The organism is Serratia sp. PGPR-27, from assembly GCF_022678525.1.
Classification (GTDB): domain Bacteria; phylum Pseudomonadota; class Gammaproteobacteria; order Enterobacterales; family Enterobacteriaceae; genus Serratia; species Serratia nematodiphila.
The window spans coordinates 25,941-52,563 of sequence record NZ_JALBYS010000036.1 but is presented as its reverse complement, the minus strand read 5'-3'; the positions used below and the strand labels follow the sequence as shown (position 1 = coordinate 52,563).

Below are 26,623 nucleotides of genomic sequence, written 5' to 3'. Positions count from 1 at the left end.
CGCCGTCAACCCGCAGCCAGAGTAGCCGCAGCACCGCCGACAGAGAAGCGGGTATTCATAAGAAACGCTTTTGCATATAATGCAAAAATGAATGACGCCCGTTATGTTGAACATCTGCCGATCTTTCTCGACGTGGCCCGCCTGGGCAGCTTTTCCGCCGCCGCTCGCCGGCTGGGCATGGTGCCCTCCTCGCTGGTGCGCCATATCGACGCCTTGGAAAGCGCGCTCGGCGCCACGCTGTTCGTCCGCTCCACCCGTGGGCTGCTGCTGACCGACGCCGGCGAGCTGCTGCTGACGCGCGCCGCCGCGCTGATGACGGACATTACCGGCATTCACGCCGAGCTGAACGCGCTGAACGAAACGCCGCAGGGCACGCTACGCATCAGCTGCCTGCCGACCTTCGGCAAAACCTATGTGCTGCCGCTGCTGCCGACGCTGGCGGAACGCTATCCGCAGCTGTCTATCGATCTCGATCTGACCGAACGCCAGACCGATCCGACGCAGGAACGGCTGGACGCCGCCCTCCGCATCGGCGAGCAGAAGGACAGCGCGCTGTACGCCAGCCGTATCGCCACGCAACGCTGGGTGATGTGCGCCAGCCCCGCCTACGTCGCCCGCTATGGCCTGCCGAGCGATCTGGAAGCGTTGCCGCAGCATCGGCTGATCGCCCGCTACCACAAACAGCAGCCGGCCTGCTGGGCGCAGATCCTCGACGCGGCGCTGATGAGCCGCTGCACCATGGCGCTGCGCTGCGACGACTTCACCGCGCAGCGCCAGGCGGCGCTGCTCGGCCTCGGCATTGCCTTCCTGCCCAACTGGGTGGTGGGGCCGGACGTGCAGAATGGGCAACTGGTTCAGATGCTCGAAGATCCGCGCCATGAGCAGCAAGGCATCTATCTGCTGCGCCCGATGGCGAAGGTGTCCGCCCGGCTGGCGGCCTTCACCGCCCTGCTACAGCAAACCCTCGGTCAACCGCCCAGCTGGGGGTAAAGCGGTGTCACCCGGTTGTGCAGCGCCGGATTGTCGCTCTCGTCCTTCAGCTCGATGCCGCTCAGCCGCCGCTGGAACGCCTGCTCCAGCAGCCAGGCCAGACGGAACGCTGCCTGCGGGTAATCCAGCCCCTCCGGCCGCACGTTGGAGATGCAGTTACGCTCGGCGTCCGTTCTGCGCGCATTCGGCTCCCAGGTCAAATAAATGCCCAGGCTGTCCGGCGACGACAGCCCCGGTCGTTCGCCGATCAGCACCGCCACCGCCCGGGCCTGCAGGCATTCGCCAATCTCATCCCCCAGCGCCACCCGCGCCTGATGCGCCAACACCACCGGTGAGACGCTCAGCCCCAGCGTATCGAGATAGGGCCGAAGCGCCTGCAGCAACGGCAGCGCCTGGCGGTGCACCGCTTTGGAAGAGAGGCCGTCCGCCACCGCCAGCAGCAGATCGACACGGCGCGATGGTGAGCCGAGCAGCAGGCTGCGGCTGTCCGACGCCAATCGCCGCCCCAGATCCGGACGGCGCAGATAGGCGGCGCGGTCGGCGGCCTGGCTGTGCACCGCCAGCGAGGGCCAACCGGCCTGGTGCAAATCCGCCGCCAGCCGCTCGCTGTCGAAAGGCTGATGCACCGCGTCGCGCGCCTGGGCATGGGCCAGGCCGAAGCGCAGCAGCTCGTCGGTCGGCAGGCTGGCGCCGGTGCGCCCCAACGCGATGCGCGCGTCGGTAAAGGCGCGCAGCGAGTCCCAACTGTTGACGTGAACCGGTTTGCTCATGTCCGTTCTCCCTGCAGCGCCAACAACAGCGGGTGATTGGCGGCGGCGTCGCGCAGCCGCCCGCGCTCGTCGGTGATGTTCATCGCCGCCAGCCAGGCGGCAAACTCCGGCGCGTGCTTCAGCCCCAGCAGTTCGCGGATATAGAGCGCGTCGTGGAACGAGGTGCTTTGGTAGTTGAGCATGATGTCGTCCGCGCCCGGCACGCCGATCAGGAACGTCAACCCGGCGGCGGCCAACAGCGTCAGCAGCGTGTCCATGTCGTCCTGATCGGCTTCGGCATGGTTGGTGTAGCAGACGTCGCAGCCCAGCGGCAGGCCGAGCAGCTTGCCGCAGAAATGATCCTCCAGCCCGGCGCGGATAATTTGTTTGCCGTCATACAGGTATTCGGGGCCGATAAACCCCACCACGGTATTGATCAGCAGCGGCGAGAAATGGCGCGCCACCGCATAGGCGCGCGCCTCACAGGTCTGCTGATCGACGCCGTGATGCGCGTTGGCCGACAGGCAACTGCCCTGCCCGGTTTCGAAATACATCACGTTATCGCCCAGCGTGCCGCGCCTGAGGCTCAGTGCCGCCTGCTGCGCCTCCGCCAGCAGCGCCAGGCTGATGCCGAAACCGCGGTTGGCCGCCTCGGTGCCGGCGACCGACTGAAACACCAGATCCACCGGCGCGCCGCGCTCCATCAGCCGCAGCGTGTTGGTCACGTGGGTCAGCACGCAGGATTGGGTGGGTATGGCGAAGCGCTGGATCACGTCGTCCAGCATGTAGTTGAGCTTTTCCAGCAGCGGCAGGCTGTCGCTGGCCGGGTTGATGCCGACCACCGCGTCGCCGCTGCCGTACAACAAACCGTCCAGCATGCTGGCGGCGATGCCCTGCAGGCTGTCGGTCGGGTGATTGGGCTGCAGCCGCACGCTGAGGTGGCCCGGCAGGCCGATGGTATTGCGAAAGCGCGTCACCACCCGGCATTTCTTCGCCACCAGGATCAGATCCTGATTGCGCATGATCTTGCTTACCGCCGCCGCCATCTCCGGCGTAATGCCGGCGGCCACCTGCGCCAGCATGGCGCTGTCCGCCTGCTCGCTCAGCAGCCAGTCGCGAAAATCGCCGACCGTGAGGTGCGAGATGGGCTCAAAGGCGGCGGCGTCGTGGCTGTCGATGATCAGGCGCGTCACCTCGTCCTGTTCGTACGGCACCAGCACCTGCTGCAGGAACGCCTTGAGCGGCACATCCGCCAGCGCGATGCGCGCCGCCATGCGCTCTTCGGCGCTCTCCGCCGCCACCTCCGCCAGATAATCGCCGGAACGCGCCGGCGAAGCTTTCGCCATCAGCTGGCGCAGATCGCCAAAGCGATAGCCGCGTTGGCCCACCGTTGCCTGAAACATAGCCCCCTCCCTTGCCCTGCGTGACGAGATAACAGCCCTGCACCAAGTGTAGTCAGTGGGAAAAGAAAATTATTTTGCACGCGATCGCCGCCATCACGCTTTCCCCCATTTCACCCGTTGTCGCTTCGGGTTACAGTAGCCGCGAAAACAGGAGGGGTGATGGATCCGCAACGGCAAATTATCGACTGGCTGCAACAAGATAACGCGCGCATGGCCGCCCTGCGCACCGTGCGCCGGCTCGGCCTGAATGACTGGTGCCTCGGCGCCGGCTTTGTGCGCAATCTGGTGTGGGATCGGCGCCATGGCTATACGGAGCCCACGCCGCTCAACGATATCGACGTGATCCACTTCGATGCGGAGCGTGCGGACGCTGAGCGCGATCGTATGCTGGAGGTGCGTTTGCAACAGTGGCTGCCGCGGCCTTGGTCGGTCAAGAACCAGGCGCGCATGCACCTGCGCGGCGGCCGGGCGCCTTACCGCGGCAGCGAAGAGGCCATCAGCTTCTGGACCGAAGTGGAAACGGCGATCGGCGCGCGCCTGAACGCCGACGACAGCATTACGCTGGTGGCCCCCTTCGGGCTCGCGGCGCTATTCGACGACACCATTACCTTCAACGCGAAAAACGGCGATCGCGCGGCCTATGCCCAGCGCGTGCTCGACAAAGGCTGGCTGCAGCGTTGGCCGCGCCTGCGGCAGGTAAAGATTTAGCCGCCGCTGCCGATACCCTGAACAGCGAGATCCAGACTCAGGGAGAGCATTCATGTCGACCACCATCACCATGATCGTACCGATCAAAAATACCGTTCCCGGCGTCAGCAACGTGTTCAGCGCGCCGGGCCATCAGGGCGAACTGCTGATGGCCAAACCGGTCAACAGCCAGCCGCAAGGCGGCAAGATGGAGAAAAACGAACGCGCCAACGGCAATGACGAACCGGTCAACCTCAACGAAAGCCGCGCCTCGGCCCGCATCAAGGCGCTGAACCGGCAGATTCAGTCGCTGCAGCAAAAGTTGGTGGAGCTAAAGGACTCCGACGCCGATCCTAAGGAAATAGAAAAACAGAAGCAGCTGATCGAAGCGCAGATCAAGATGTTGCAGGCCGAGATCGCGCGCATCCAGAAAGAAGAAATGGAAAAGCAACAGCAGGAGCAAATGGCAAAAGCCGCGGCGCAAGCCGGCGACGGCGTAAACCGCCCAACGCCGCTCAACGCGGTGGACGTCTATATCTGAGTCAATATGCCGCGGTTTCCTGCCGGCGCTGGTGCAGCAGCGCCGCCTGCTTGCGCGCCACCTGCCAGATGGCCTCCGCCGCCGGCGTCAGCGAGCGGTTCTTGCGCCGCACCAGCATCAACGCGCGGTTGATCTCCGGCACCAGCCGCCGCACCCGGAGCCGCCCCCCTTCCGGCAACGGCAACGCCAACGCCGGGAAGATGCTGATGCCAATCCCCTCCGCCACCATCGGGAACAGCGTGGCCGGATGGCCGATTTCCTGCACTACCTGCGCCTCCACGCCCTGCTGCCTCAGCGCGCTGTCGATCAACGGCCGGCTGCCCGACGCATAGTCCTGCAACACCAGGCGGCAGCCGTTCAATGCCGACCAACGCACCGCCTGCTGCGCCGCGAACGGATGATCGTCGCGGCACAGCAACAGGAACGGTTCATGCAGCACCGCTTCGCACTCCAGATCCACCGCCTGCACCGGATCAACCACGATGCCGAAATCCACCTCCGCGTTGCGCACACTGTTCAGCACCTGCTGCTGCGCCTGATCGCGCAGCATGATGCGGATCTCCGGGTATTCGCGCTCGCCGGCGGCGATGCACTGCGGCATCAGATGGGCGGAAATGGTCTGGCTCGTCGCCACCCGCACCGTACCGCTGCGCTGTACGCCAAAGCTGCGCACATCCAGCAGAGTGGTCTGCAGCTCGTCCAGCAACCGTTCGACCCGGTTGGCCAGCCGCAGGCCGGCATCGGTCAGCACCACTTCACGCGTGGTGCGATCCAGCAGGCGAACCCCGACCTCCGCCTCCAGCTCTTTCACGCTGTGGCTGACCGCCGATTGCGTCAGACCAATCGCCTCACCGGCGCGGCTGAAACTGCCGTGGCGAGCGATGGCGACAAACACCCGCAGCTGTTTGAGTGAGTAATTCATGTGTTTTATTCATAGATGAATTAAATAAATCAATTTAATTATTATATGCCCACGCGGGAGAATAGCCCCATCGATTTTCTACCCTGAGCGCACCGCCATGAGATTTCTGCCCGATCGTTTTACCCTGACGCTGATCGCCACCGTACTGCTGGCGTCGTTCCTGCCGGCGCGCGGCGAGTTCGTCGGCTGGCTCAACGCCCTGACCATCGCCGCCATCGCCCTGCTGTTCTTCATGCACGGCGCCAAGCTGTCACGCGAGGCCATCCTGGCCGGCAGCAACAACTGGCGGCTGCACCTGTGGGTGATGTTCAGCACCTTCATCATTTTTCCGGCGCTGGGCATGCTGTTCGCCTGGTGGGCGCCGATCGACGTCAGCCCCGAGCTGTACGCCGGTTTCATCTACCTGTGCATCCTGCCCGCCACCGTGCAATCGGCCATCGCCTTCACCTCGCTGGCGGGCGGCAACGTGGCGGCGGCGGTGTGCAGCGCCTCCGCCTCCAGCCTGCTGGGGATCTTCGTGTCGCCGCTGTTGGTCGGCCTGCTGATGAATGTGCACGGCGATACCGGCAGCCTGCGGCAGGTGGGCTCGATCGTGCTGCAGCTGCTGGTGCCGTTCGTCGCCGGCCACCTGCTGCGGCCGCTGATCGGCGGCTGGATCGAGCGCCATCGCCCGCTGATCGGCAAAACCGACCAGACCTCGATTCTGCTGGTGGTGTACGCCGCCTTCAGCGAAGCGGTCACGCACGGTATCTGGCATCAGGTAGGGCTTGGTTCGCTGGCGTTTATCGTCGGCGGCAGCATCGTGCTGCTGGCGATCGTGCTGGTGGTGAACACTTACATGGCACGTTGGCTGGGGTTCAGCAAGGCGGACGAGATCACCATCGTGTTCTGCGGCTCGAAGAAAAGCCTGGCGAACGGCATTCCGATGGCCAATATCCTGTTCCCGGCGGCGACGGTGGGGATCATGGTGCTGCCGCTGATGGTGTTTCATCAGGTGCAGTTGATGACCTGCGCAGTGCTGGCCAAAAGATACCAGCGCAAGCAGCGGGCGCAACAGGCGGTGCCCAACGCGCAGACGTCGCGCGGGTAAAAAAAAGACGGGCCAAGGCCCGTCAGATCAGCTTTTCTTCAGCGGCTTGACCAGGTGATCAAGCCCTTCGATTTTAATCGCCAGCGTCATCTCCATCAGCATGCCGAGCTTGCCTTTGGGGAATTCGCCCTTGCGCGCGAACCACAGCAGGTACTCTTCGGGCAGGTCGATCAGCACCCGCCCCTGGTACTTGCCGAACGGCATCACGGTATTGGCGATCTCCAGCAGGTTTTCCTTTTCCATCAGTCACCCAGCAGGCGGATCATTTCCGCTTCGTCGATCACGGCGATACCCAGCTCCTGCGCCTTCGCCAGCTTGGAGCCGGCCGCCTCGCCGGCGATCACCAGGTCGGTTTTCTTCGACACGCTGCCGCTGACCTTGGCGCCCAGCGCCGTCAGGCGATCTTTGGCCTCGTCGCGCGACAGCTGGCTCAGCGAGCCGGTCAGCACCACGGTTTTGCCGGCGAACGGGCTGTCTATCTCTTCCGCCACCACCACCACCGGCGCCGGCCAGCGGATGCCGATCTCGGCGCCCACCAGCTCGTTGATCACCTGCTGATTGAGCGCTTCATCGAGGAAATTGCGGGTGTGTTTGGCCACCACTTCGCCGACGTCCGGCACCTCTTTCAGCGCCTCGATATCGGCGGCGAACAGCTTCTCCAGCGATCCGAAATGCGCGGCCAGGTTGGCGGCGGTCGCTTCACCGACCTCGCGAATGCCGAGCGCATACAGGAAACGGGCGAAGGTGGTCTGCTTGGATTTCTCCAACGCGTTGACCAGATTCTGCGCCGATTTCGGCCCCATGCGATCCAGGCCGGTCAGAATGCCGGCGGACAGGCGGAACAGATCGGCCGGGTTCTTCACGTACTCCTTGTCCACCAGCTGCTCGATGATCTTGTCACCCATGCCCTCGACGTCCAGCGCGCGACGGGAAACGAAGTGCTTCAACGCCTCTTTGCGCTGCGCGCCGCAGATCAACCCGCCGGTGCAGCGCGCCACGGCCTCGCCTTCCACGCGCTCAACGTCGGAGCCGCACACCGGACAGTGCAGCGGGAACACCACTTCGCGCGCATCCTGCGGCCGGCGGTCTTCCAGCACCCCCACCACCTGCGGGATCACGTCGCCGGCGCGGCGCACGATCACCGTATCGCCGATGCGCAGCCCCAGACGCTCAATTTCATCGGCGTTGTGCAAGGTCGCGTTGCTGACGGTCACCCCGGCCACCAGCACCGGCTCAAGGCGCGCCACCGGCGTAATCGCACCGGTGCGGCCAACCTGAAACTCTACTTCGCGCACCACGGTGATCTGCTCCTGCGCCGGGAATTTGAACGCCGTCGCCCAACGCGGCGCACGCGCCACAAAGCCCAGCGTTTCCTGCAGATCGATATCGTCAATCTTGATCACCACGCCGTCGATGTCGAACCCGAGCTGCGCGCGGTCCTGCTCGACCTGGCGATAAAACGCCAGCACTTCCTCGCTGCCGGTGCGGCGCTGGGCGCGATCGCTAACCGGCAGGCCCCAGGCCTTGAACTGCATCAGGCGCTCAAAGTGGCTGCGCGGCAGCTCGCCGCCTTCCAGCAGGCCAACGCCATAGCAGAAGAAGGTCAGCGGGCGTTTAGCGGTAATGCGCGGATCGAGCTGGCGCAGCGAGCCGGCGGCGGCGTTGCGCGGGTTGGCGAATACCTTGCCGTCTTTGCGCCGGGCTTCTTCGTTCATCTGTTCGAAACCGGCCTGCGGCATGAACACTTCGCCGCGCACTTCCAGCCGGCGCGGGATGTTGTCGCCGGTCAGGCGCAGCGGGATGGCGCGAATGGTGCGCACGTTGGTAGTGATGTTCTCGCCGGTGGTGCCGTCGCCGCGCGTCGCCGCGCGCACCAGTTCGCCGTCTTCGTACAGCAGGCTGACCGCCAGGCCGTCCAGCTTCAGCTCGCAGCAGAAGGTCAGCGGATCGCTGCTCTTGAGCCTGTCCTGCACGCGCTTGTAAAACGCCAGGAAGCTCTCTTCGTCAAACACGTTGTCCAGCGACAGCATCGGCACTTCGTGGCGCACCTGGTCAAACGCCGCCAGCGGCGCCGCGCCCACGCGCTGGGTCGGCGAATCGGCGGTGATCAGCTCCGGATGCGCGCTCTCCAGCTCGCGCAGCTCGCGCATCAGGCGGTCATATTCCGCATCCGGCACTTCCGGCGCATCCAGCACATGATACTGGTATTCATGATGGCGCAGTGTGGCTCGTAGTTGATTGATTTGTTGGATTATCGATTCCATGGCTCACCATCAAAGATAAAAAACCCCCGGCTAGCGGGGGCTTTGTTGTTACGGATGTTCAGTGCGCGCGGCAATCCGGTCAGGCGTTGTTTTCCAACACTTCACGGATACGCGCTTTGTAGGTTTCCAGCTTCTGCGGCGTCATCATGCGGCGCTCGTCGTCCAGCACCACGCCGCCCACGTCGTCGGCGATGCGCTGTGCCGACTGCAGCATCAGCTTGAAGTTCTGATTGGCGTCGCCGTAAGACGGCACCATCATGAACATCGACACGCCCGGCGTGGAGAAGTCGGACATCATGTCAGGATCGAACGACCCCGGCTTGACCATGTTCGCCAGGCTGAACAGCACCGGGCCGCTGCCGGCCGGGCTGATATGGCGGTGGAAGATGCCCATCTCGCCAAACTGGAAGCCCGCCTGCAACACGCTCTGCAGCAGCACTTCGCCACCGATTACGCCGCCCTGATGGGCCGCGACGTGCAGCACCAGCACGGTCTCTTTCAGCTTGGCCTGAATTGGCGCAGCCGCCGGCTGTTGTGGCTGTGGCGCAGGCTCCTGCGCCGGCTTCACTTCCGGCGCGGGCTGCACAGGGGCCGGCTCGGCGTGGAATGCCGGTTCAGCCCCCTGCGGCGCCTCATGTTCATGCGGCAGATCGTCGACGCGCGGCTCACGGCGCGCGGCCGGTTGCGGTTGCTGCGGTTCGGCCGGTTCTTCGTCCGGCGCGTAGTTGTTCAGCAGGATGTCATCGTACTCCGGCCGCTGAGACAGCGGAGGCGGCGTCTGATGAGCGGCCGGCTGAACGGCGCGGGGCGCAGGCGCAGCCGCCGGAGCGGGCTTCGGCGCGGCCACGGGTTCTTCGCGTGCGGCATCGAAATGGCCGAATGACGGCTCGTCTTGCGGGTGAGCGGCGCGTACGCGCACCTCACCAACGCCTTCTTCGAGATCGTCGATCGGAGTTTGTTCACGTTCCTTTTGGGAACGTTTGGCTGGGCGATCGCGGAAGAGCGCTGACCGTTCTTTGCGACTGGTCCACAGACCGTGCAATAACAGCGCTATTATGGCGATCGCGCCAACAACGATTAATATCAGACGCAAATCCTGCATCATTGCTATCTCTGTTGTTCCAATACATTGCCACCGCGGCAAACATTCACTCTTTAACTCTATTTGCCCGCGCACACAAGTGCAAGTCCGTGCTGAACTTTATGCCAATAAAGATGATTATACTGCCTTTTTCTGCTGGTTTTTCAGCCAACCCTACCCTAGCCAGTGGAAAATCATCCCTATATGATAATGATGCCTGTTCAGACAACGAGATAACTTAAGATATGTCCTATACGCAGCCCTCTCCCCGATCGACCAGCGGCATTCACTATTTCGCCGAAGGCTGGCGTCTGATTTCGCGCCCGGGGATTAAACGCTATGTGGTTCTGCCGTTGCTGGTCAACGTGCTGCTGATGGGTTCCGCTTTCTGGTGGCTGTTCAGCCGCCTCGGCGACTGGATCCCGGCGATGATGAGCCACGTTCCCGACTGGCTGCAATGGTTGAGCTACCTGCTGTGGCCGCTGGCGGTCATTTCGGTGCTGCTGGTGTTCAGCTATCTGTTCAGCACCCTCACCAATCTTATTGCCGCGCCGTTCTGCGGCCTGCTGGCCGAACAGCTCGAAGGCAGCCTGACCGGCAAACCGCTGCCGGACACCGGCCTGCTCGGCATCGCCAAAGATCTGCCGCGCATCATGGCGCGCGAATGGCGCAAGCTGATGTATTACCTGCCGCGCGCGCTGCTGTTGCTGGCGCTGTACTTCGTGCCCGGCATCGGTCAAACGGTGGCGCCGGTGCTGTGGTTCCTGTTCAGCGCCTGGATGCTGGCGATCCAGTATTGCGACTATCCGTTCGACAACCACAAGGTGAGCTTTGCCGATATGCGCCGCGCACTGCGCCAGCACAAAACCGACAACCTGCAGTTCGGCGCGCTGGTCAGCCTGTTCACCATGATCCCGATCCTCAATCTGGTGATCCTGCCGGTCGCCGTCTGCGGCGCCACCGCGATGTGGGTCGATCGCTACCGCTCGCAATTCATCCGATAACCGCCGTTTTTTGCCGCCGATAGCGCGGAAATTTTCGACAGGGCGCGCATTTCGCGCCCTTATCATTGTGCTTAAAACTTATTTCCTAATAACATATAGATATACCAATTCTTTACTTCCCTGCCGGTACTGTTAGCGTATGCTTTCGATGTTCCCCACATTTTCATAGAGTTAAAGGACGGGCTATGAGCAAGATATATGAAGACAACTCATTAACAATCGGCCATACGCCGCTGGTTCGTCTGAACCGTATCGGCAACGGACGCATTCTGGCCAAGGTTGAATCACGCAACCCGAGCTTCAGCGTCAAATGCCGCATCGGTGCCAATATGATTTGGGATGCGGAACAACGCGGCGTGCTGACCGCCGGCAAGGAACTGGTGGAGCCGACCAGCGGCAACACCGGCATCGCGCTGGCCTTCGTGGCCGCCGCGCGCGGTTACAAGCTGACGCTGACCATGCCGGAAACCATGAGCATTGAGCGCCGCAAGCTGCTCAAAGCGCTGGGCGCCAACCTGGTGCTGACCGAAGGGGCGAAAGGCATGAAAGGCGCCATCGCCAAGGCGGAAGAGATCGTCGCCACCGATCCAAACCGTTACCTGATCCTGCAACAGTTCAGCAACCCGGCCAACCCGGCCATCCATGAAAAAACCACCGGCCCGGAAATCTGGGAAGACACCGACGGGGAAGTCGACGTGTTCATCTCCGGCGTCGGCACCGGCGGCACGCTGACCGGCGTTAGCCGCTACATCAAAAACACCAAAGGCAAAGCCATCACCACCGTGGCGGTAGAGCCGACCGACTCGCCGGTCATCAGCCAGGCGCTGGCCGGTGAAGAGCTGAAGCCGGGCCCGCACAAGATCCAGGGCATCGGCGCCGGCTTCATTCCGGGCAACCTCGATCTGGATCTGGTGGATCGCGTCGAGAAAGTCTCCAACGACGAAGCCATCAGCATGGCGCGCCGCCTGATGGACGAAGAAGGCATCCTGGCGGGCATCTCCTCCGGCGCAGCGGTCGCGGCGGCGGTGAAACTGGCCGAAGAACCGGCGTTCGCCGACAAGACTATCGTGGTCATCCTGCCCTCTTCCGGCGAACGCTATCTCAGCACCGCGCTGTTCGCCGATCTGTTCACCGAGCAGGAATTGCAGCAGTAATTCCGCCACTGCACAAATCGCTAAAAAAGCACCCTGCGGGGTGCTTTTTTGTGGACTGGATCAAACTTTATAGCAGTCCAAGATTGCTTTTGCCCGTCGCCTTTAGTATTTAACGGTGCATTATTTCGATGCGCAAAATTAATCACTCTCCGAGCCCGGTCGAGGCTGAATCGATTTACTCATCTGTCGCCGACGCGGCGAATCGGGCATAATGGGGAGCGGATTGGAACGACGTCTAAAGCCGAGTTTTTTGATCTGAAGTGCCTAACGCGTCGTTTTCTGTTGCATCAACGTTCGCCCCTGTCCATAGTCAGGCGCTATAACCAGACAAGTTAAAGTCAGCCCCCTGGGCTAAACTTTAACTCCACAACATTAATCCAATAAGTTGGGGAAACATCAATGTTCCAGCAAGAAGTTACTATTACCGCTCCGAATGGTCTGCATACTCGCCCTGCCGCTCAGTTCGTTAAAGAAGCCAAAGGCTTCACGTCTGACATCACCGTGACCTCCAACGGCAAAAGCGCCAGCGCTAAAAGCCTGTTCAAACTGCAAACTCTGGGGCTGACTCAAGGGACCGTAGTGACCATCTCCGCTGAAGGTGAAGACGAGCAGAAAGCCGTTGAGCACTTGGTAAAACTGATGGCAGAGCTTGAGTAATCGGCCCGTCTTTTTAGTTAACACCAGTCAAGAGTAAGGTAGGGTTATGATTTCAGGCATTTTAGTATCACCGGGCATCGCTTTTGGTAAGGCTCTCTTGCTGAAAGAAGACGACATCGTCATCAACCGGAAGAAAATCTCTGCTGATCAAGTAGAGCAGGAAGTCTCGCGTTTTCTGGCCGGCCGCGCGAAAGCGTCCGAACAGCTGGAAGCGATCAAGACCAAAGCTGGCGAAACCTTCGGCGAAGAGAAGGAAGCTATCTTCGAAGGCCACATCATGTTGCTGGAAGACGAAGAGCTTGAGCAGGAAATCATAGCCCTAATCAAAGACGATCTGGCCTCCGCTGACGCCGCCGCCTACACCGTAATCGAAGGTCAGGCGAAAGCGCTGGAAGAGCTGGACGACGAATACCTGAAAGAACGCGCCGCCGACGTGCGCGACATCGGCAAGCGCCTGCTGCAGAACATTCTGGGCATGCCTATCGTCGATCTGGGCTCCATTCAGGACGAAGTGATCCTGGTGGCCACCGATCTGACCCCGTCCGAGACCGCGCAGCTGAACCTGGACAAAGTGCTGGGCTTCATCACCGATCTCGGCGGCCGCACCTCCCACACCTCCATCATGGCGCGCTCCCTGGAGCTGCCGGCGATCGTCGGCACCAGCGACGTGACCAAGCAGGTGAAAAACGACGACTACCTGATTCTGGACGCGGTTAACAACCAGATTTACGTTAACCCGACCGCTGACGTTATCGATCAGCTGAAAGCCGCCCAGAACCAATATATCACCGAGAAAAACGATCTGGCCAAGCTGAAGGACCTGCCGGCGATTACGCTGGACGGCCATCAGGTTGAAGTCTGCGCCAACATCGGCACCGTGCGCGACGTCGCAGGTGCAGAGCGCAACGGCGCGGAAGGCGTCGGCCTGTATCGTACCGAATTCCTGTTCATGGACCGCGACTCGCTGCCGACCGAAGACGAGCAGTTCCAGGCTTATAAAGCCGTGGCGGAAGCCATGGGCTCGCAGGCGGTGATCGTCCGCACCATGGACATCGGCGGCGACAAAGACCTGCCGTACATGAACCTGCCGAAGGAAGAGAACCCGTTCCTCGGCTGGCGCGCCATCCGCATCGCGATGGACCGCCGTGAAATCCTGCACGCCCAGCTGCGCGCCATCCTGCGCGCCTCGGCGTTCGGCAAACTGCGCATCATGTTCCCGATGATCATCTCCGTGGAAGAAGTGCGCGATCTGAAAGGCGAAATCGAGACGCTGAAGGCGCAGCTGCGCGAAGAAGGCAAGGCGTTTGACGAGAGCATCGAAGTGGGCGTGATGGTGGAAACACCGGCTGCGGCGGTCATTGCTCACCACCTGGCGAAAGAAGTCGACTTCTTTAGTATTGGGACAAACGATCTAACCCAGTATACTCTGGCGGTAGATCGCGGCAACGAGCTGATTTCTCATCTCTATAACCCGATGTCCCCATCAGTGCTTGGCCTGATTAAACAGGTTATTGATGCATCTCACGCGGAAGGCAAGTGGACCGGCATGTGCGGTGAACTGGCTGGCGATGAGCGTGCTACACTGTTGTTATTGGGCATGGGGCTGGATGAGTTCAGCATGAGTGCGATTTCAATCCCGCGCATCAAGAAAATTATTCGTAACACGAATTTCGAAGATGTGAAGGCGTTGGCAGCGCAGGCCTTGGCACAGCCAACGGCACAAGACCTGATGAATTGCGTCAATAAATTCATCGAAGAAAAAACGCTCTGCTAAACTTCCACGACACTGGAACGCCGCCCAATTTAATGCTTAGGAGAAGATCATGGGTTTGTTCGATAAACTGAAATCTCTGGTTTCTGATGACAAGAAAGACACGGGCACTATCGAGATCGTCGCTCCCCTTTCTGGCGAAATCGTCAATATCGAAGATGTGCCGGACGTAGTGTTCGCTGAAAAAATCGTTGGCGACGGTATCGCTATCAAACCGGCCGGCAACAAAATGGTTGCTCCGGTTGACGGCACCATCGGCAAGATTTTCGAAACCAACCATGCATTCTCTATCGAATCCGACAGCGGCATTGAGCTGTTCGTCCACTTCGGCATCGATACCGTAGAACTGAAAGGCGAAGGCTTCAAACGCATCGCCGAAGAAGGCCAGCGCGTCAAGAAAGGCGACGTCGTTATCGAGTTCAACCTGCCACTGCTGGAAGAAAAAGCCAAGTCTACCCTGACGCCGGTCGTTATCTCCAACATGGACGAAATCAAAGAGCTGATCAAACTGTCCGGCAGCGTGACCGTTGGCGAAACCCCGATCATCCGCATCAAGAAGTAATCGCGAATCAGCAAGATAAACGGCGCCCTCGGCGCCGTTTTTTTTATCTCCTTCGTCGTATCCCCATCTCGCTGCGTCATGACGACCAGCGCGGCACGCGCAGAGTGATGATCAGCCCCTCTTTGTCGCCGTTACGCGCCTCAACCTGGCCGCCGTGCGCCAATACCACCTTGCGGGTAATCGCCAGCCCCAGGCCGTAGCCCTTGCCCGACAGCGCCGATTTCACGCGTACGAAAGGATCGAAGATGCTCGACAGCTTCGACTCCTCGACGCCCGGCCCCTGATCGCTGACGGCGATCTGAAACTGATTGTCGACGCGCGACAGCGCCACCGTCACCCGCTGCCCGTGGCTGGAAAAGCGCAGCGCATTGCGCACGACGTTATCCACCGCACGCCGCATCAGCTCTGCATTGCCCTTGACGGTATACTCCACATCCGACTCGGCCTGCAGCACGATATCCACGCCGGGCACCTGCGCCTCGTAGCGCGCATCGCTCACCACCGCGTCAACCAGGCCGTACAGATCGAAATACTCTTCGTCCGGCAGGCTGCTGTGTTCGGTACGCGACAGCGCCAGCAGTTCGCCGATCATTTTGTCCAACCGCCCCGACTCGTGTTCGATGCGCTTGAGCGAGGTTTCGACGTTGCCGGCATTCTGCCGCGCCAGGCCGATCGCCAGCTGCAGGCGCGCCAGCGGTGAACGCAGCTCGTGCGAGACGTCGTGCAACAGCTGCTCGCGGGCGCTGACCAGCAGCTCCAGGCGTTCGGCCATGGTGTCGAAATCGCGCGCCACGTCGGACAGCTCGTCATGGCGGCGCCGCATCGTCGGGTACAGCCGCACCGAGAGATCGCCCTGCGCCACCCGATCCAGGCCGCCGCGCAGCTGACGCATCGGCCGGGTCAGGTTCCAGGCCAGCACGGCGCTGAACAGCAAACCGCCCAGCCCGCCGACCCACAACATCGGTGCTGGAATGTTGAAGACGTGGGAACGCCGCTCCGGCCGATACTCTTCCCGCAGCCCGCGCACGTTATAACTCAGCCAGTAACCCTGCCCTTCTCCGGTCTGCACCCAGGCGGAAATCGCTTTCGGCATCCGTCGCCCTTCAAACAGCGGTTCTTCCGGCTCAGGCGGCGGTTGGATCATCGGCGTAACGGACAGCAGACGCCGATCGTCCTCCGGCCAGTCGCGCATCAGGGCTTCCAGCGCCGGCATGCCGCCGCTGCGCAACTGGGTGGCGGCGGAGGTCAGCTGCAGGCCGATCGCCCGCCGCGCCATGGCGTTCTCCGGCGGCACATAGCGATCGCCATAAAGAGAAAACGCCACCCACAAGGCCTGCGTCATAATGAGGAAGGTCAGCCAAAAGCCGAGCAAAATTTTCCAGAACAGTCTTCCGCGCATGTCTGGTTACCGTATGCGATAGCCGATGCTGCGCACCGTCTCGATGCTGAGCTTACTGCCGGCCAACGCGCTCAGCTTCTGGCGGATATTGCTGATATGCACGTCCACGCTGCGATCATAGGCCTCGCGCGGGCGCCCCAGTCCTTTCTCGGACAGTTCGTCCTTCGACACCACGCGATCCGGCGCGCGCAGCAACAGCTCCAGCAGATTGAATTCCGAAGCCGTCAGATCAAACGCCTTACCGCGCCATTCGCTGCTGCGGGTAGAAGGGTTCAGCGTCAGCTCGCCGAAGCTGATGGCGGCCTCGTCCTCCGCCTCTTGCGGCCGCTCTTCGAAGCGGCGCAGCACCGCGCGCAGACGCGCTACCAATTCGCGCGGGTAGCACGGTTTGGGCATGTAATCGTCGGCGCCCATCTCCAGGCCAATCACCCGATCGATGTTGTCGCCTTTGGCGGTCAGCATGATGATCGGCAGCCGGCTCTTTTTACGCACGTCGCGCAGCACGTCGATGCCGCTCATATCCGGCAGCATGATGTCGAGGATCATCGCGGTATAGTCGCCCGACAGCGCGCCCTCTATCCCCGCCTTGCCGGTCAGCACCAGCGTGGCGTCGAAGCCTTCGCCCGTCAGGTATTCGCTCAGCATGGTGCCAAGCTCCAGGTCATCGTCGACCAGTAAAATTTTCATGCCTTGCTCCTTCACCGATTTTCGTTATTTTCCCGCCAATTCCGCCGGCCCGCAGCCGGTTTTACTCAATCCTTACACATCGCTCTTGGCGTCTCGCCACCGTTAGTGTGGCCGCTGTCGCGCGATTTCTCTACTTCAGTCAGGGGATTGGCGCACGAGCAAGCGGCAGCTACCACGCAAGCGAGGCTGCCGTCTGTCGGAAGGAAAGGGGGAAAGATTCTCCCGACGGAACATACCGCCGGGAAGGAACGGTCAGTCGAACACGCCGGTGGAGAGGTAACGGTCGCCGCGATCGCAGACGATCGCCACCACCACGCTGCCGGGATTAGCCGCCGCAACGCGCAGAGCGCCGGCCACCGCACCGCCGGAGCTGACGCCGCAGAAAATGCCTTCACGCTGCGCCAGCTGGCGCATGGTCTGCTCGGCATCGCGCTGCTCGATATCCAACACCTGATCCACCAGCTCCGGGCGGAAAATACCCGGCAGGTAAGCGGGCGCCCAACGGCGAATGCCGGGGATGCTGCTGCCTTCCGCCGGCTGCAGGCCAATGATCTGCACCTGCGGATTCTGGCTCTTCAGGTAACCGCCCACGCCGGTAATGGTGCCGGTGGTGCCCATGCTGGAAACGAAGTGCGTGATGCGCCCTTCGGTCTGGCGCCAGATCTCCGGGCCGGTGGTGGTGAAGTGGGCATAGGGATTGTCGAAATTGTTAAACTGATCCAGCACTTTGCCCTGCCCCTGGCGCTGCATCTCCAGCGCTAGATCGCGCGCCCCTTCCATCCCCTGCTCACGGCTGACCAGGATCAGTTCCGCACCGTAGGCGCGCATCGCCGCCTGCCGCTCCAGGCTCATGTTCTCCGGCATCAGCAGCTTCAGCGCATAACCTTTCAATGCAGCGATCATCGCCAGTGCAATGCCGGTGTTGCCGCTGGTAGCCTCGATCAGCACGTCGCCGGGCTTGATCTCACCGCGCAGCTCCGCCTGCTGGATCATCGCCAACGCGGCGCGATCCTTCACCGATCCCGCCGGATTGTTGCCTTCCAGTTTGACCCATACCTCGCTGCCCGCCTGGGCGGCCAGCCGTTGCAGTTGTACCAGCGGGGTATTCCCGATGCATTGTTCGAGCGTTGTCACGATCTTTGCCTGTGTGTTGGTGTGCGTAAAGTAAAAAGGCAACCCCGGGGTTGCCTTAAAGAAAAGGACTGGCTAAAACCTATCAGGCGCTTTTGGCTAACGCAACAGGTTGCAGCAGTTGATCGCCGGCATACAGCCGCGCATTGAGGCTGCCGACGTAATAACGGCCGCCGCGCACCGGCGTAGCGTTGCCTTCCGGCAGCACCACGCCGATCGGTTCCTGGTGCCAGCCGATCGGCTGCACCGTCAACTGCCAGAAATGGCCGCGCGGGCTGACTTCCAACACCTGAACCGGCAGTGGGCAGCGCTCGCTGCTCTCGGTCGCCACTTCCATTTCCCACGGGCGCAGGAACAGATCGACGCTGCCCTGGTGCATCGGCTGGAACGACAGCGGCCACTGGTGCGCGCCGACGAACAGCTGGGAGCCGCGAATTTCGCCGTTCAGACGGTTCACTTCCCCCATAAACTCCAGCACGAAGCGGCTGGCCGGCTCGCGCATAATCTCCTCCGGCGAGCCAACCTGTTCGATATTGCCCTGGCTCATCACCACGATGCGGTCAGCCACTTCCATCGCCTCTTCCTGATCGTGGGTGACGAAAACGCTGGTGAATTTCAGCTCTTCATGCAGCTGACGCAGCCAGCGGCGCAGCTCTTTGCGCACCTGCGCATCCAGCGCGCCGAACGGTTCATCCAGCAGCAGAATCTGCGGTTCCACCGCCAGGGCGCGCGCCAGCGCCACGCGCTGTTTCTGGCCGCCGGACAGCTGCGACGGGTAGCGGGTAGCCAGGTGGCCCAGCTGCACCATGTCCAGCAGCTGAGTGACTTTCTGTTTGATCGCCGCGGCGTTCGGCCGCTCGCGGCGCGGCAGCACGGTCAGGCCGAAGGCGATATTGTCGAACACCGTCATATGGCGGAACAGCGCATAGTGCTGAAATACGAAGCCCACGCGCCTGTCGCGCGCGTGCATGTGGCTGACATCGGTGCCGTGGAAGCCCAGCTTGCCGCCGCTCTGGCTTTCCAGCCCGGCGATGATGCGCAGCAGCGTGGTCTTGCCGGAGCCGGATGGCCCGAGCAGCGCCACCATCTCGCCGGAAGCAATATCGAGCGAGATATCGTTCAATACCTTGGTGCGACCGAAGTACTTGTTGATGCCGTTAATCTCAATGCTCATGATTTTCCTCCCGCTCGAGACGCGCGTTTTGACGTTCCAGACGCCACTGCAGCGCGCTCTTCAAAAATAGGGTAACGATCGCCATCAGGGTCAACAGGGCGGCGGCGGTAAAGGCCCCGACGGTGTTGTAATCCTGCTGCAACAGCTCAACCTGCAGCGGCAGGCTGTAGGTTTCGCCGCGAATCGAACCGGACACCACCGACACCGCGCCGAACTCGCCGATGGCGCGCGCGTTGGTCAGCACCACGCCGTACAGCAGCGCCCAGCGAATGTTGGGCAGCGTCACGCGGCGGAACATCTGCCAACCGGACGCCCCCAGCAGAATGGCGGCCTCGTCTTCCTGGCTGCCCTGACTGAGCATCATCGGCACCAGCTCGCGCACCACGAAAGGACAGGTGACGAAGATGGTCACCAGCACCATGCCCGGCCAGGAGAACATGATCTGGATGTTATGCGCATCCAGCCAGCCGCCCAGCAGACCGTTGCTGCCGTAAAACAGCAGATAAATCAGCCCCGCCACCACCGGTGAGACGGCGAACGGGATATCGATCAGCGTCAGCAGCAACTGGCGGCCGGGGAAGGTGAAACGCGTCACCAGCCACGCCAGCAACGTGCCGAACACCAGGTTGAACGGCACGGTGATCAGCGCGATCAAGACCGTCAGCCAGATGGCGTGCAGCATGTCCGGATCGAGCAAGTTGCTCCACATCGCGCCAACCCCTTTGGAGAAGGCCTCGGCGAAAATCGACATCATCGGCACCACCAGCAGTAGCACCGAAAACAGCGCGCCGATGGCGATCAACGTCCACTTGCCCCAGTTGACGCGCGGGCGCTCGGCGCCGTTGAAGGCGGAAACATCAGCCATCAGTGCCCTCCTCCCAAACGTCTGCCGAAGCGGCTTTGCAAGACGTTAATGCTGAACAGCAGCAGCAGCGACGCCGCCAGGATCACCGAGGCGATGGCGCTGGCCGCCGGGTAATCGAACTCCTGCAAACGCACAAAAATCATCAGCGAGGTCACTTCCGTCTTCCAGGCGATATTGCCGGCGATGAAAATCACCGCGCCAAACTCGCCCAGGCTGCGGGTAAAGGAAATGGCGGTGCCGGCCAGCAGCGCCGGCGCCACCTCAGGCAACACCACGCGGCGAAAGCTCTGCCAACGCGTGGCGCCCAGCGTCTCGGCCGCCTCTTCGTATTCCGGCCCCAGCTCTTCCAAAACCGGCTGCACGGTGCGCACCACAAACGGCAGGCTGGTGAACGCCATCGCCACCGCAATCCCAAGCCAGGTGAAGGTGACCTTAATGTCAAAGTGCGCCAGCCACTGACCGTACCAGCCCGTGGTGGAAAACAGACCGGCCAGCGTCAGGCCGGCCACCGCCGTCGGCAGCGCGAACGGCAGATCGATCAGGCCGTCCAGCAGCGAACGGCCGGGAAAACGGTAGCGCGTCAGGATCCAGGCCATCAGCATGCCGAACACCGCGTTGAACAGGCTGGCGACGCCGGCGGCCAGCAGCGTCACTTTGTACGCCGCCACCACCTGCGGGTTGGAAATCACTTCCCAATATTGCGCCAGGCTCATCTGCGCCAGCTGCATCACCAGCGCACTGAGCGGCAGCAGCAGGATCAAACAGGTATAAAACAGGCTGCTGCCGAGGCTGAGGCCAAATCCGGGCAGCACCCGTTTACTGGACGACAACGCCAACATTTACTTGCGCCCTGCCGCTAGCAGCTGATCCAACTCGCCGCCGGTGGCGAAGTGAGTTTTCATCACCTGCGGCCAACCGCCGAACTGGTCTTCCACCCGGAACAGTTGGGTGTCCGGGAATTGCCCCTTCGCCGCCGCCATCGCTTTCTGGTCATAGACGCGGTAGTAGAAGCTGGTGATCACCTGCTGCGCCGCCGGGCTGTAGAGGTAGTTCAGATAGGCTTTGGCCGCCTGCTCGGTGCCGTTGCGCTCTACGTTTTTGTCGACCCAGGCCACCGGGAACTCCGCCAGAATATCGACCGGCGGCACGATCACTTCGTACTTGTCTTCACCGTATTGCTTGCGGATGTTGTTCACTTCGGACTCGAAGCTGATCAGCACGTCGCCCAAACCGCGCTCGACGAAGGTGGTGGTCGCGCCGCGGCCACCGGTATCGAACACCAGCACGTTTTTCAGGAAGCGGGTCATGAAGGCGCGGGTCTTGGCCGCATCGTTGCCGTCAGCCTGGCTGGCGGCGCCCCAGGCGGCCAGATAGGTATAACGGCCGTTGCCGGAGGTTTTCGGGTTCGGGAACACCAGCTTCACGTCGTCACGCACCAAATCGTTCCAGGTGTGGATGCCCTTCGGGTTGTCCTTGCGCACCAAAAACGCCATGGTGGAATAGAACGGCGAGCTGTTGTTCGGCAGGCGCGCCTGCCAGTCTGCCGGGATCAGCTGCCCGCGATCGTGCAGGATCTGCACGTCTGTGACCTGGTTGTAGGTCACCACGTCGGCGCGCAGGCCCTGCAGGATCGCCAGCGCCTGCTTCGACGAGCCGGCGTGCGATTGTTTGATGGTCAGCTTGTCGTTCGGATGCTGTTGATTCCACTGCTGTTCAAAGCCGGGATTCAGCGCGACGAACAATTCACGGGAAACGTCATAAGAGCTGTTCAGCAATTCCGCCGCCGACGCGGCGCCGCTCGCCAACAGCGCAGCCGCCAGCCAACCTTTCAGCACGAGATTTTTAACCCGGTTTTGTTTCATTCTGCACCTTATCACTGAGTCATTCCTTCAGGCTTTCGCCTTATTGACGACCAGTGTATTTATAACTCGGTGCGGAGCTGTAACGCTTTTATATACCGTTTAGTGATTTACAAGCATCAAACGCTATAAGGCAGGGAATGCGAGGCGTTTTGGGAAGGGAAAACAGACCGAAGCCGGACGCGCCGGCTTCGGCGACGGCGTCAAAGTGACAGCAGGCGCGTCAGCGATGGCGCAAAGTAGTAGCTGCCGGTCACCGCACGGCTGAAGCGCAACATCGCGTCGCGTTTGCCGTCCAGATCGCCGAACATGCTCAGCAGCTGCTGCTCGATATTGTGCAGGCGCGCACAATAGGCGATGAAGAACAGGCCGTGCTTGCCGCTGGCGGTGCCGTAAGGCAGGCTCTGGCGCAAAATTTTCAGGCCCTTGCCGTTCTCTTTCAGATCGACGCGGCTGACGTGCGAGGTATCCGGGCGCTGATCGGCCGGCAGCTCTTCGCTGTCGTGCTTGGTGCGGCCAATGATCTGCTCCTGCTGTTCGGTGGTAAAGCGCTGCCACTGGCGCAGGTTGTGCTCGTAGCGTTGCACCAGCACATAGCTGCCGCCGGCGTCCTCTTCGCCTTCGGCGATCGTCGCCACTGCCGGGCGCTGGTCGCCCTGCGGGTTTTCGGTGCCGTCGATGAAGCCGCTCAGATCGCGCTCTTCCACCCAGCGGAAGCCGTGGGTTTCTTCTTCGATCTTGATGACATTGCCGAACGCCGCCAGCGCCGCCTGCGCCAGCGTGAAGTTGACGTCGTGGCGCAGCGACTGGATGTGGATCAGCATATCGCGCTGGGTGGCCGGCGCCAACCCTTTGCCGAGCGGCGTGAACGGCTTCAACTCTTTCGCGCCCTGGCCGCTGGAGAGATCGTGCCAAACGTCGTAACCGAAAGCGATCACCGCGCCGAGGCGCGCATCGGGGAACTGCTGCTGCAGCTCGCTCAGGGTCTGACAAAACTGCTTGCAGCCCTGGCGCAAGTCGGCGAATTCGCCCTGTACGCTGGCTTCCATAAAAATGGCGAAACGGCAGTGCTCCAGCAGAATGCCGCTCTGAACCTGTGTCATGTTGTTATCCTCAATACCAAAACCAGGCAACAGGTATGGCGGTTGACGCGCGGGTTCCCTGTTACAAACGCGCGCTATCATACCGCAAGCGCGGACGATTGCCTTGCAGCAGCGCAAAGAAAATAGGGGTAATAGCTTGAAAAGGCAGGCGCCGCGAACCGGCACCCGTTGAACACGTTACTGCTGCGGCTTGGCGTGCCAGATGATTTTGCTGACCGTCCAGCTTTTCAGGGTGTCGTCCGGCGGAATGATATCCTGCGCCCCGGCCCACTTGCCGCTGAAGATGTAGGTGACGTACTTGCTCTGCTCCGCCACGCACTCCACTTTACCGGCGTCTTCGCCGCTGCCCGGCTTACAGGAGCCGAACGCCTTGCTGTACATATCGCCGAACGGCGTGCCGAGCTTGTTGCCCCACTCCGTCGCCACTTTCGGATCCAGCACGTCCACGCGCTGCAGGCGCCCTTTCGGTTCGCCGGTGATCACCAGTTTCACTTCGTCGCCGGACAGCGCCTGGTAATAAGAGACGATCTGGCCGTTGTTGGTCGCCATGCCGCCGCGCAGGCGGTAGTTGCCGTCCAGCCCGTCATTGATGGCGCTTTCCGACATCGGCGTGCCGGCGTTGAGCTTGCCGACGCCCTTGGCGCCGACCTCCAGGCTGCTGCCGAACCAGTTGAACGGCGACAGGCTGGACCAGGAGAAATTGGACATGCTCGAACAGCCGGTCAGTAACAACGGAAGCCCTAACAACAGGGGGCGAATATTCATCTCTAGCTCCTTAGACATCAATGGCACGGCGCGGTAGCCCGCGCCTGCCGCACTCGGCGTTTTGCTGCATGCCAGCCTCTCACAACGGCCCGCACTACGCCAACGGTTGCCAGCTTGGAGTGCGGAAAATGCGAAAAGTGCCGCACTTCTCGGCAATTAGTCGGCCTGCTCCGGCGGCGCGAAACAGGCTTTCAGGCGCGCATTCAGCAGCAGATAGCTCAGCGCCAGCGCGTCGAGCAACACCAACGCCAGCTCCAGCCCCGGCGGATCGCCGTCCTGGCGCCACAGGCTGAACAGCGAGCCGCCGAGCGACGCCAGCAGCGAGACAGCCAGCCCCCAGCGCCAGCCGCGCCACAGCCGCGGCCATTGGTGGCGACGGCCGCTCAGCAAAAACGCCAGCGCCGCCGGCAGACCGAGCAGCATGCCGTACCAAAAACGTTGGGTATCCGGATAAAACAGCGCCAACAGGCTTTCGCCCTGCTCACGTGAAGCGCCGGCCATCACGAACAACAGCCAGGTGCGCGCCTGCAAAATCAGCACGGCCCAAAATCCCAGCGGCAGCCGCAGCGCGCCGTGCTGATCGTAATCGTCCGGGGAAAACCGGGGGGAGAATGGCTTCAACGTTCGTTCCTTGCCAACAGAATAAAGACTATGGCTACAGATGGGCGCCGGCGATGGGAATTTCAATGCGTCGGCTTAAGAAGCTCTTAAGATCGGCGTGTTTTAATCCTTATCACTTAGCAAGCACCCGATATCAGCGGGATGTGATTTTCAATAACGATAAGGAAGCGCAACATGAAAAAACTGACTCTGGCCGCTCTGATCGCGCTGTGCAGCGCACCGGTACTGGCGCAACAAGGCGGGTTCCTCGATCCGGCCGCGCCGCAGGCGCAAACGCAACCCGCTCCGCAGGGCGGTTTCTCCGGTCCCAGCGCGGCGCTGACCACCGTGGACAAGGTGAAATCGCTGAGCGACGACACCTGGGTGATGCTGCAGGGCAACATCGAGCAGCGCATCGGCGACGATACCTACACCTTCCGCGACGCCACCGGCACCCTGACGGTCGAGATCGATCGCAAGCGCTGGAACGGCCAAACCGTCACACCGAAAGACAAGGTGCAGTTGGAAGGGAAAGTGGATAAAGACTGGAGCAGCGTGGAAGTGGACGTAAAAACCGTCAAAAAGCTGCCGTAATGCGCTGCGGCGGGCGGGCTATACCGCCGTCCGCCGCTCGATCAATATTCCTGATCTTCGATCAGCCGCTTGCCCAGGCTGGTGATGCCCTGGATTTCGTAGCCGAGCTTCTCGTACATCTCAACCACCGTGTCGTTGTCTTCGCGCACCATGATCTGGATCTTCGGGCAGCCGCGGGCGATCAGCTTCTTCTCCAGACGGTTGATCAACGCATTGGCGATGCCGCGCCCGCGATAGTCGGGATGCACCCCGAGGTAATACGCCGAGCCGCGGTGCCCATCATAGCCGCCCATCACCGAACCGACCACTTCGCCGCCGACTTCCGCCACCAGAAACAGCTCCGGGTCGTGGTTCAGCTTGCGCTCGATGTCCATCTCCGGATCGTTCCAGGGCCGCAGCAGATCGCAGCGCTCCCACAGGGTAATGACTTCTTCAAAGTCGTCTTGTCGAAATACGCGAATTTCCATCGATGTTGGCCGCTGTTAATTAAGGTGTTTATCTGATTATCGCGTGATTATTCACTTACGCAATATCAAACTGCGATTTAGCGCGCTATTTTGCCCGGAAATCGCCGGTAACAGGCGTAATAAATGGAAATAGTTATCGGGTCGATTAATGATTATCAATACGATATAACGTCGCAAAATAGAAACGTCGACGGAGCGTTGCGTAATGAAAAAGCAGGGTAAACCCTTCCTCAATTTTAAACCGCTTGCCGTTTCCCCGACGCGACGCCAACTTTTGCTTTCCGGTCTGGCGGTGGCGCTGTTCGGCGTGAAAAGCCAAAACGCCAAGGCGGAAGGCCTGCTGCGCAATCAGCACAGCAAACCGGCGGCGAAACCGGCCGGCGGCAAGAAGCGGGTGATGATCGATCCCGGTCACGGCGGCATCGACTCCGGCGCGGTCGGCCACGAAGGTTCGCAGGAAAAACACATCGTGCTGGAAATCGCCAACCACGTGCGCCGATTCCTGCATGAGCACGATCACGTCGAGGCGCGCCTGACGCGCGAAGAAGACGAATTCATTCCGCTGTTCCAGCGGGTGGAGATCGCCCACCAGCACCAGGCCGATCTGTTCATTTCGATTCACGCCGACGGTTTCACCAGCCCGTCGGCCTCAGGCGCTTCGGTGTTCGCCCTCTCCAACCGCGGCGCCAGCAGCGCCATGGCGCGCTACCTGTCAAACCGTGAAAACGCCGCCGACGACGTGGCGGGAGGCAAGTACAAGGATCAGGACAACTACCTGCAGCAGGTGCTGTTCGATCTGGTGCAAACCGACACCATCAACAACAGCCTGACGCTCGGCCGCCACGTGCTCGGTCAAATTCGCCCAGTGCACCATCTGCACAGCGACAGCACCGAACAGGCGGCGTTCGCGGTGCTGAAATCCCCGTCCATCCCCTCGGTGCTGGTGGAAACCTCGTTCATCACCAACCCGAACGAAGAACGGCTGCTGGGCACCACCGCGTTTCGCGAGAAAATCGCCCGCGCCATCGCGGACGGCATCATCAACTTCTTCGACTATTTCGACGCACACCAACGCAAACCCCGCTGATGCCGCGGGCGGCGAAT

The 26,623-nt window shown here is 61.5% G+C and carries 28 protein-coding genes; 11 read left to right on the top strand and 17 right to left on the bottom strand.

What is annotated here, in order from left to right; all coding sequences use genetic code 11:
- The first annotated feature begins 87 nt into the window (after positions 1–87).
- On the top strand, positions 88–990 hold the full coding sequence (locus tag MMS95_RS18545) for a LysR family transcriptional regulator (RefSeq protein WP_049188764.1): 903 nt from the start codon (positions 88–90) through the stop codon (positions 988–990).
- Here MMS95_RS18545 and eutC read toward each other — a convergent pair.
- Positions 969–1,760 (bottom strand): ethanolamine ammonia-lyase subunit EutC, encoded by a 792-nt coding sequence (gene eutC / locus MMS95_RS18540; RefSeq protein ID WP_060560010.1) that lies wholly within the window; start codon positions 1,758–1,760, stop codon positions 969–971. The genes MMS95_RS18545 and eutC overlap by 22 nt on opposite strands.
- A complete protein-coding gene (locus MMS95_RS18535; RefSeq protein WP_242142059.1) occupies positions 1,757–3,142 on the bottom strand; it encodes an ethanolamine ammonia-lyase subunit EutB in 1,386 nt (461 codons plus the stop codon). Before MMS95_RS18535 ends, eutC begins: the two co-directional genes overlap by 4 nt.
- Positions 3,143–3,301: 159 nt before the next feature.
- Here MMS95_RS18535 and MMS95_RS18530 point away from each other — a divergent pair, with 159 nt between their 5' ends.
- Both MMS95_RS18530 and MMS95_RS18525 read left to right on the top strand, forming a co-directional pair.
- Complete coding sequence (locus MMS95_RS18530; protein WP_242142057.1) at positions 3,302–3,850, top strand: nucleotidyltransferase family protein; 549 nt, start codon at positions 3,302–3,304, stop codon at positions 3,848–3,850.
- A gap of 52 nt (positions 3,851–3,902) precedes the next feature.
- Positions 3,903–4,370: a FlxA-like family protein gene (locus MMS95_RS18525; protein ID WP_242142055.1), complete on the top strand. Its 468-nt coding sequence runs from the start codon at positions 3,903–3,905 to the stop codon at positions 4,368–4,370.
- Between the two features lies 1 nt (position 4,371).
- On the opposite strand, the gene MMS95_RS18520 is transcribed toward MMS95_RS18525, so the two are convergent.
- Positions 4,372–5,292, bottom strand: a complete 921-nt coding sequence (locus tag MMS95_RS18520) for a LysR family transcriptional regulator (RefSeq protein ID WP_085058801.1) — start codon at positions 5,290–5,292, stop codon at positions 4,372–4,374.
- 97 nt (positions 5,293–5,389) lie between these two features.
- Here MMS95_RS18520 and MMS95_RS18515 point away from each other — a divergent pair, with 97 nt between their 5' ends.
- Positions 5,390–6,382, top strand: coding sequence for a bile acid:sodium symporter family protein (locus tag MMS95_RS18515; RefSeq protein WP_048324647.1), 993 nt, complete (start codon positions 5,390–5,392; stop codon positions 6,380–6,382).
- A 27-nt stretch (positions 6,383–6,409) separates the two neighbouring features.
- On the opposite strand, the gene MMS95_RS18510 is transcribed toward MMS95_RS18515, so the two are convergent.
- The 3 genes from MMS95_RS18510 to zipA all read right to left on the bottom strand — a co-directional run bounded on the left by MMS95_RS18510 (position 6,410) and on the right by zipA (position 9,751).
- Positions 6,410–6,625 (bottom strand): DUF3820 family protein, encoded by a 216-nt coding sequence (locus MMS95_RS18510; RefSeq protein ID WP_004936441.1) that lies wholly within the window; start codon positions 6,623–6,625, stop codon positions 6,410–6,412.
- Positions 6,625–8,646: an NAD-dependent DNA ligase LigA gene (gene ligA, locus MMS95_RS18505; RefSeq protein ID WP_004936443.1), complete on the bottom strand. Its 2,022-nt coding sequence runs from the start codon at positions 8,644–8,646 to the stop codon at positions 6,625–6,627. Before ligA ends, MMS95_RS18510 begins: the two co-directional genes overlap by 1 nt.
- A 79-nt stretch (positions 8,647–8,725) precedes the next feature.
- Positions 8,726–9,751 (bottom strand): cell division protein ZipA, encoded by a 1,026-nt coding sequence (gene zipA / locus MMS95_RS18500; RefSeq protein ID WP_004936446.1) that lies wholly within the window; start codon positions 9,749–9,751, stop codon positions 8,726–8,728.
- 221 nt (positions 9,752–9,972) lie between these two features.
- Here zipA and cysZ point away from each other — a divergent pair, with 221 nt between their 5' ends.
- The 5 genes from cysZ to crr all read left to right on the top strand — a co-directional run bounded on the left by cysZ (position 9,973) and on the right by crr (position 14,875).
- Positions 9,973–10,731, top strand: coding sequence for a sulfate transporter CysZ (cysZ, locus tag MMS95_RS18495; RefSeq protein WP_082996526.1), 759 nt, complete (start codon positions 9,973–9,975; stop codon positions 10,729–10,731).
- 185 nt (positions 10,732–10,916) lie between these two features.
- Complete coding sequence (gene cysK, locus MMS95_RS18490) at positions 10,917–11,885, top strand: cysteine synthase A (RefSeq protein ID WP_004936453.1); 969 nt, start codon at positions 10,917–10,919, stop codon at positions 11,883–11,885.
- 399 nt (positions 11,886–12,284) lie between these two features.
- Positions 12,285–12,542: a phosphocarrier protein Hpr gene (gene ptsH / locus MMS95_RS18485; protein WP_004936458.1), complete on the top strand. Its 258-nt coding sequence runs from the start codon at positions 12,285–12,287 to the stop codon at positions 12,540–12,542.
- 46 nt (positions 12,543–12,588) lie between these two features.
- Positions 12,589–14,316: a phosphoenolpyruvate-protein phosphotransferase PtsI gene (gene ptsI / locus MMS95_RS18480; RefSeq protein ID WP_004936461.1), complete on the top strand. Its 1,728-nt coding sequence runs from the start codon at positions 12,589–12,591 to the stop codon at positions 14,314–14,316.
- Between the two features lie 49 nt (positions 14,317–14,365).
- On the top strand, positions 14,366–14,875 hold the full coding sequence (gene crr, locus MMS95_RS18475) for a PTS glucose transporter subunit IIA (protein ID WP_004936467.1): 510 nt from the start codon (positions 14,366–14,368) through the stop codon (positions 14,873–14,875).
- Between the two features lie 76 nt (positions 14,876–14,951).
- Here the strand turns inward: crr and MMS95_RS18470 are convergent, their stop codons facing one another.
- From MMS95_RS18470 to MMS95_RS18425, 10 genes are all read right to left on the bottom strand, one after another.
- Positions 14,952–16,274: an ATP-binding protein gene (locus tag MMS95_RS18470; protein WP_242142053.1), complete on the bottom strand. Its 1,323-nt coding sequence runs from the start codon at positions 16,272–16,274 to the stop codon at positions 14,952–14,954.
- A 6-nt stretch (positions 16,275–16,280) separates the two neighbouring features.
- Positions 16,281–16,961 carry a response regulator transcription factor gene (locus MMS95_RS18465; RefSeq protein WP_044030735.1) on the bottom strand — a complete coding sequence of 227 codons (681 nt, stop codon included), beginning with the start codon at positions 16,959–16,961 and terminating at the stop codon, positions 16,281–16,283.
- A gap of 252 nt (positions 16,962–17,213) precedes the next feature.
- Positions 17,214–18,095, bottom strand: coding sequence for a cysteine synthase CysM (gene cysM / locus MMS95_RS18460; protein WP_004936477.1), 882 nt, complete (start codon positions 18,093–18,095; stop codon positions 17,214–17,216).
- A gap of 82 nt (positions 18,096–18,177) precedes the next feature.
- Positions 18,178–19,266 carry a sulfate/thiosulfate ABC transporter ATP-binding protein CysA gene (gene cysA / locus MMS95_RS18455; protein ID WP_033632430.1) on the bottom strand — a complete coding sequence of 363 codons (1,089 nt, stop codon included), beginning with the start codon at positions 19,264–19,266 and terminating at the stop codon, positions 18,178–18,180.
- Positions 19,256–20,131: a sulfate/thiosulfate ABC transporter permease CysW gene (gene cysW, locus MMS95_RS18450; protein WP_033632429.1), complete on the bottom strand. Its 876-nt coding sequence runs from the start codon at positions 20,129–20,131 to the stop codon at positions 19,256–19,258. Before cysW ends, cysA begins: the two co-directional genes overlap by 11 nt.
- Entirely contained in the window at positions 20,131–20,970 is an 840-nt protein-coding gene (gene cysT, locus MMS95_RS18445; RefSeq protein WP_004936486.1) for a sulfate/thiosulfate ABC transporter permease CysT, read from the bottom strand. The genes cysW and cysT overlap by 1 nt, the downstream gene beginning before the upstream one ends.
- The gene (locus MMS95_RS18440) at positions 20,971–21,993 is read right to left on the bottom strand and encodes a sulfate ABC transporter substrate-binding protein (protein WP_033632428.1); all 1,023 of its coding nucleotides are present in this window, start codon (positions 21,991–21,993) and stop codon (positions 20,971–20,973) included.
- A gap of 200 nt (positions 21,994–22,193) precedes the next feature.
- Positions 22,194–23,093, bottom strand: coding sequence for a Dyp-type peroxidase (locus tag MMS95_RS18435; RefSeq protein WP_004936493.1), 900 nt, complete (start codon positions 23,091–23,093; stop codon positions 22,194–22,196).
- Positions 23,094–23,270: 177 nt separating this feature from the next.
- Positions 23,271–23,858 (bottom strand): RpoE-regulated lipoprotein, encoded by a 588-nt coding sequence (locus MMS95_RS18430; RefSeq protein WP_004936494.1) that lies wholly within the window; start codon positions 23,856–23,858, stop codon positions 23,271–23,273.
- 156 nt (positions 23,859–24,014) lie between these two features.
- The gene (locus MMS95_RS18425; RefSeq protein WP_242142051.1) at positions 24,015–24,479 is read right to left on the bottom strand and encodes a DUF2919 domain-containing protein; all 465 of its coding nucleotides are present in this window, start codon (positions 24,477–24,479) and stop codon (positions 24,015–24,017) included.
- Positions 24,480–24,653: 174 nt separating this feature from the next.
- On the opposite strand from MMS95_RS18425, the gene MMS95_RS18420 reads away from it, so the two are divergent.
- Positions 24,654–25,052 (top strand): YgiW/YdeI family stress tolerance OB fold protein, encoded by a 399-nt coding sequence (locus MMS95_RS18420; RefSeq protein ID WP_004936500.1) that lies wholly within the window; start codon positions 24,654–24,656, stop codon positions 25,050–25,052.
- 41 nt (positions 25,053–25,093) lie between these two features.
- Here the strand turns inward: MMS95_RS18420 and MMS95_RS18415 are convergent, their stop codons facing one another.
- Positions 25,094–25,519: a GNAT family acetyltransferase gene (locus MMS95_RS18415; protein WP_004936504.1), complete on the bottom strand. Its 426-nt coding sequence runs from the start codon at positions 25,517–25,519 to the stop codon at positions 25,094–25,096.
- A 205-nt stretch (positions 25,520–25,724) separates the two neighbouring features.
- On the opposite strand from MMS95_RS18415, the gene amiA reads away from it, so the two are divergent.
- Positions 25,725–26,606 (top strand): N-acetylmuramoyl-L-alanine amidase AmiA, encoded by an 882-nt coding sequence (gene amiA / locus MMS95_RS18410; protein ID WP_021505629.1) that lies wholly within the window; start codon positions 25,725–25,727, stop codon positions 26,604–26,606.
- The last annotated feature ends 17 nt before the right edge of the window (positions 26,607–26,623 follow it).

Excerpts from the sequence above, each read along its gene's own strand:
- MMS95_RS18420 (WP_004936500.1), top strand. The coding sequence starts at position 24,654 with ATGAAAAAACTGACTCTGGCCGCTCTGATCGCGCTGTGCAGCGCACCG.
- ptsI (WP_004936461.1), top strand. The coding sequence starts at position 12,589 with ATGATTTCAGGCATTTTAGTATCACCGGGCATCGCTTTTGGTAAGGCT.
- zipA (WP_004936446.1), bottom strand. The coding sequence starts at position 9,751 with ATGATGCAGGATTTGCGTCTGATATTAATCGTTGTTGGCGCGATCGCC.
- ptsH (WP_004936458.1), top strand. The coding sequence starts at position 12,285 with ATGTTCCAGCAAGAAGTTACTATTACCGCTCCGAATGGTCTGCATACT.
- MMS95_RS18535 (WP_242142059.1), bottom strand. The coding sequence starts at position 3,142 with ATGTTTCAGGCAACGGTGGGCCAACGCGGCTATCGCTTTGGCGATCTG.
- cysK (WP_004936453.1), top strand. The coding sequence starts at position 10,917 with ATGAGCAAGATATATGAAGACAACTCATTAACAATCGGCCATACGCCG.
- MMS95_RS18530 (WP_242142057.1), top strand. The coding sequence starts at position 3,302 with ATGGATCCGCAACGGCAAATTATCGACTGGCTGCAACAAGATAACGCG.
- amiA (WP_021505629.1), top strand. The coding sequence starts at position 25,725 with ATGAAAAAGCAGGGTAAACCCTTCCTCAATTTTAAACCGCTTGCCGTT.
- eutC (WP_060560010.1), bottom strand. The coding sequence starts at position 1,760 with ATGAGCAAACCGGTTCACGTCAACAGTTGGGACTCGCTGCGCGCCTTT.
- cysZ (WP_082996526.1), top strand. The coding sequence starts at position 9,973 with ATGTCCTATACGCAGCCCTCTCCCCGATCGACCAGCGGCATTCACTAT.
- crr (WP_004936467.1), top strand. The coding sequence starts at position 14,366 with ATGGGTTTGTTCGATAAACTGAAATCTCTGGTTTCTGATGACAAGAAA.
- MMS95_RS18525 (WP_242142055.1), top strand. The coding sequence starts at position 3,903 with ATGTCGACCACCATCACCATGATCGTACCGATCAAAAATACCGTTCCC.
- MMS95_RS18510 (WP_004936441.1), bottom strand. The coding sequence starts at position 6,625 with ATGGAAAAGGAAAACCTGCTGGAGATCGCCAATACCGTGATGCCGTTC.
- MMS95_RS18435 (WP_004936493.1), bottom strand. The coding sequence starts at position 23,093 with ATGACACAGGTTCAGAGCGGCATTCTGCTGGAGCACTGCCGTTTCGCC.
- cysT (WP_004936486.1), bottom strand. The coding sequence starts at position 20,970 with ATGTTGGCGTTGTCGTCCAGTAAACGGGTGCTGCCCGGATTTGGCCTC.
- MMS95_RS18520 (WP_085058801.1), bottom strand. The coding sequence starts at position 5,292 with ATGAATTACTCACTCAAACAGCTGCGGGTGTTTGTCGCCATCGCTCGC.
- MMS95_RS18430 (WP_004936494.1), bottom strand. The coding sequence starts at position 23,858 with ATGAATATTCGCCCCCTGTTGTTAGGGCTTCCGTTGTTACTGACCGGC.
- MMS95_RS18545 (WP_049188764.1), top strand. The coding sequence starts at position 88 with ATGAATGACGCCCGTTATGTTGAACATCTGCCGATCTTTCTCGACGTG.
- MMS95_RS18440 (WP_033632428.1), bottom strand. The coding sequence starts at position 21,993 with ATGAAACAAAACCGGGTTAAAAATCTCGTGCTGAAAGGTTGGCTGGCG.
- MMS95_RS18470 (WP_242142053.1), bottom strand. The coding sequence starts at position 16,274 with ATGCGCGGAAGACTGTTCTGGAAAATTTTGCTCGGCTTTTGGCTGACC.
- cysA (WP_033632430.1), bottom strand. The coding sequence starts at position 19,266 with ATGAGCATTGAGATTAACGGCATCAACAAGTACTTCGGTCGCACCAAG.
- ligA (WP_004936443.1), bottom strand. The coding sequence starts at position 8,646 with ATGGAATCGATAATCCAACAAATCAATCAACTACGAGCCACACTGCGC.
- MMS95_RS18465 (WP_044030735.1), bottom strand. The coding sequence starts at position 16,961 with ATGAAAATTTTACTGGTCGACGATGACCTGGAGCTTGGCACCATGCTG.
- cysW (WP_033632429.1), bottom strand. The coding sequence starts at position 20,131 with ATGGCTGATGTTTCCGCCTTCAACGGCGCCGAGCGCCCGCGCGTCAAC.
- MMS95_RS18415 (WP_004936504.1), bottom strand. The coding sequence starts at position 25,519 with ATGGAAATTCGCGTATTTCGACAAGACGACTTTGAAGAAGTCATTACC.
- MMS95_RS18515 (WP_048324647.1), top strand. The coding sequence starts at position 5,390 with ATGAGATTTCTGCCCGATCGTTTTACCCTGACGCTGATCGCCACCGTA.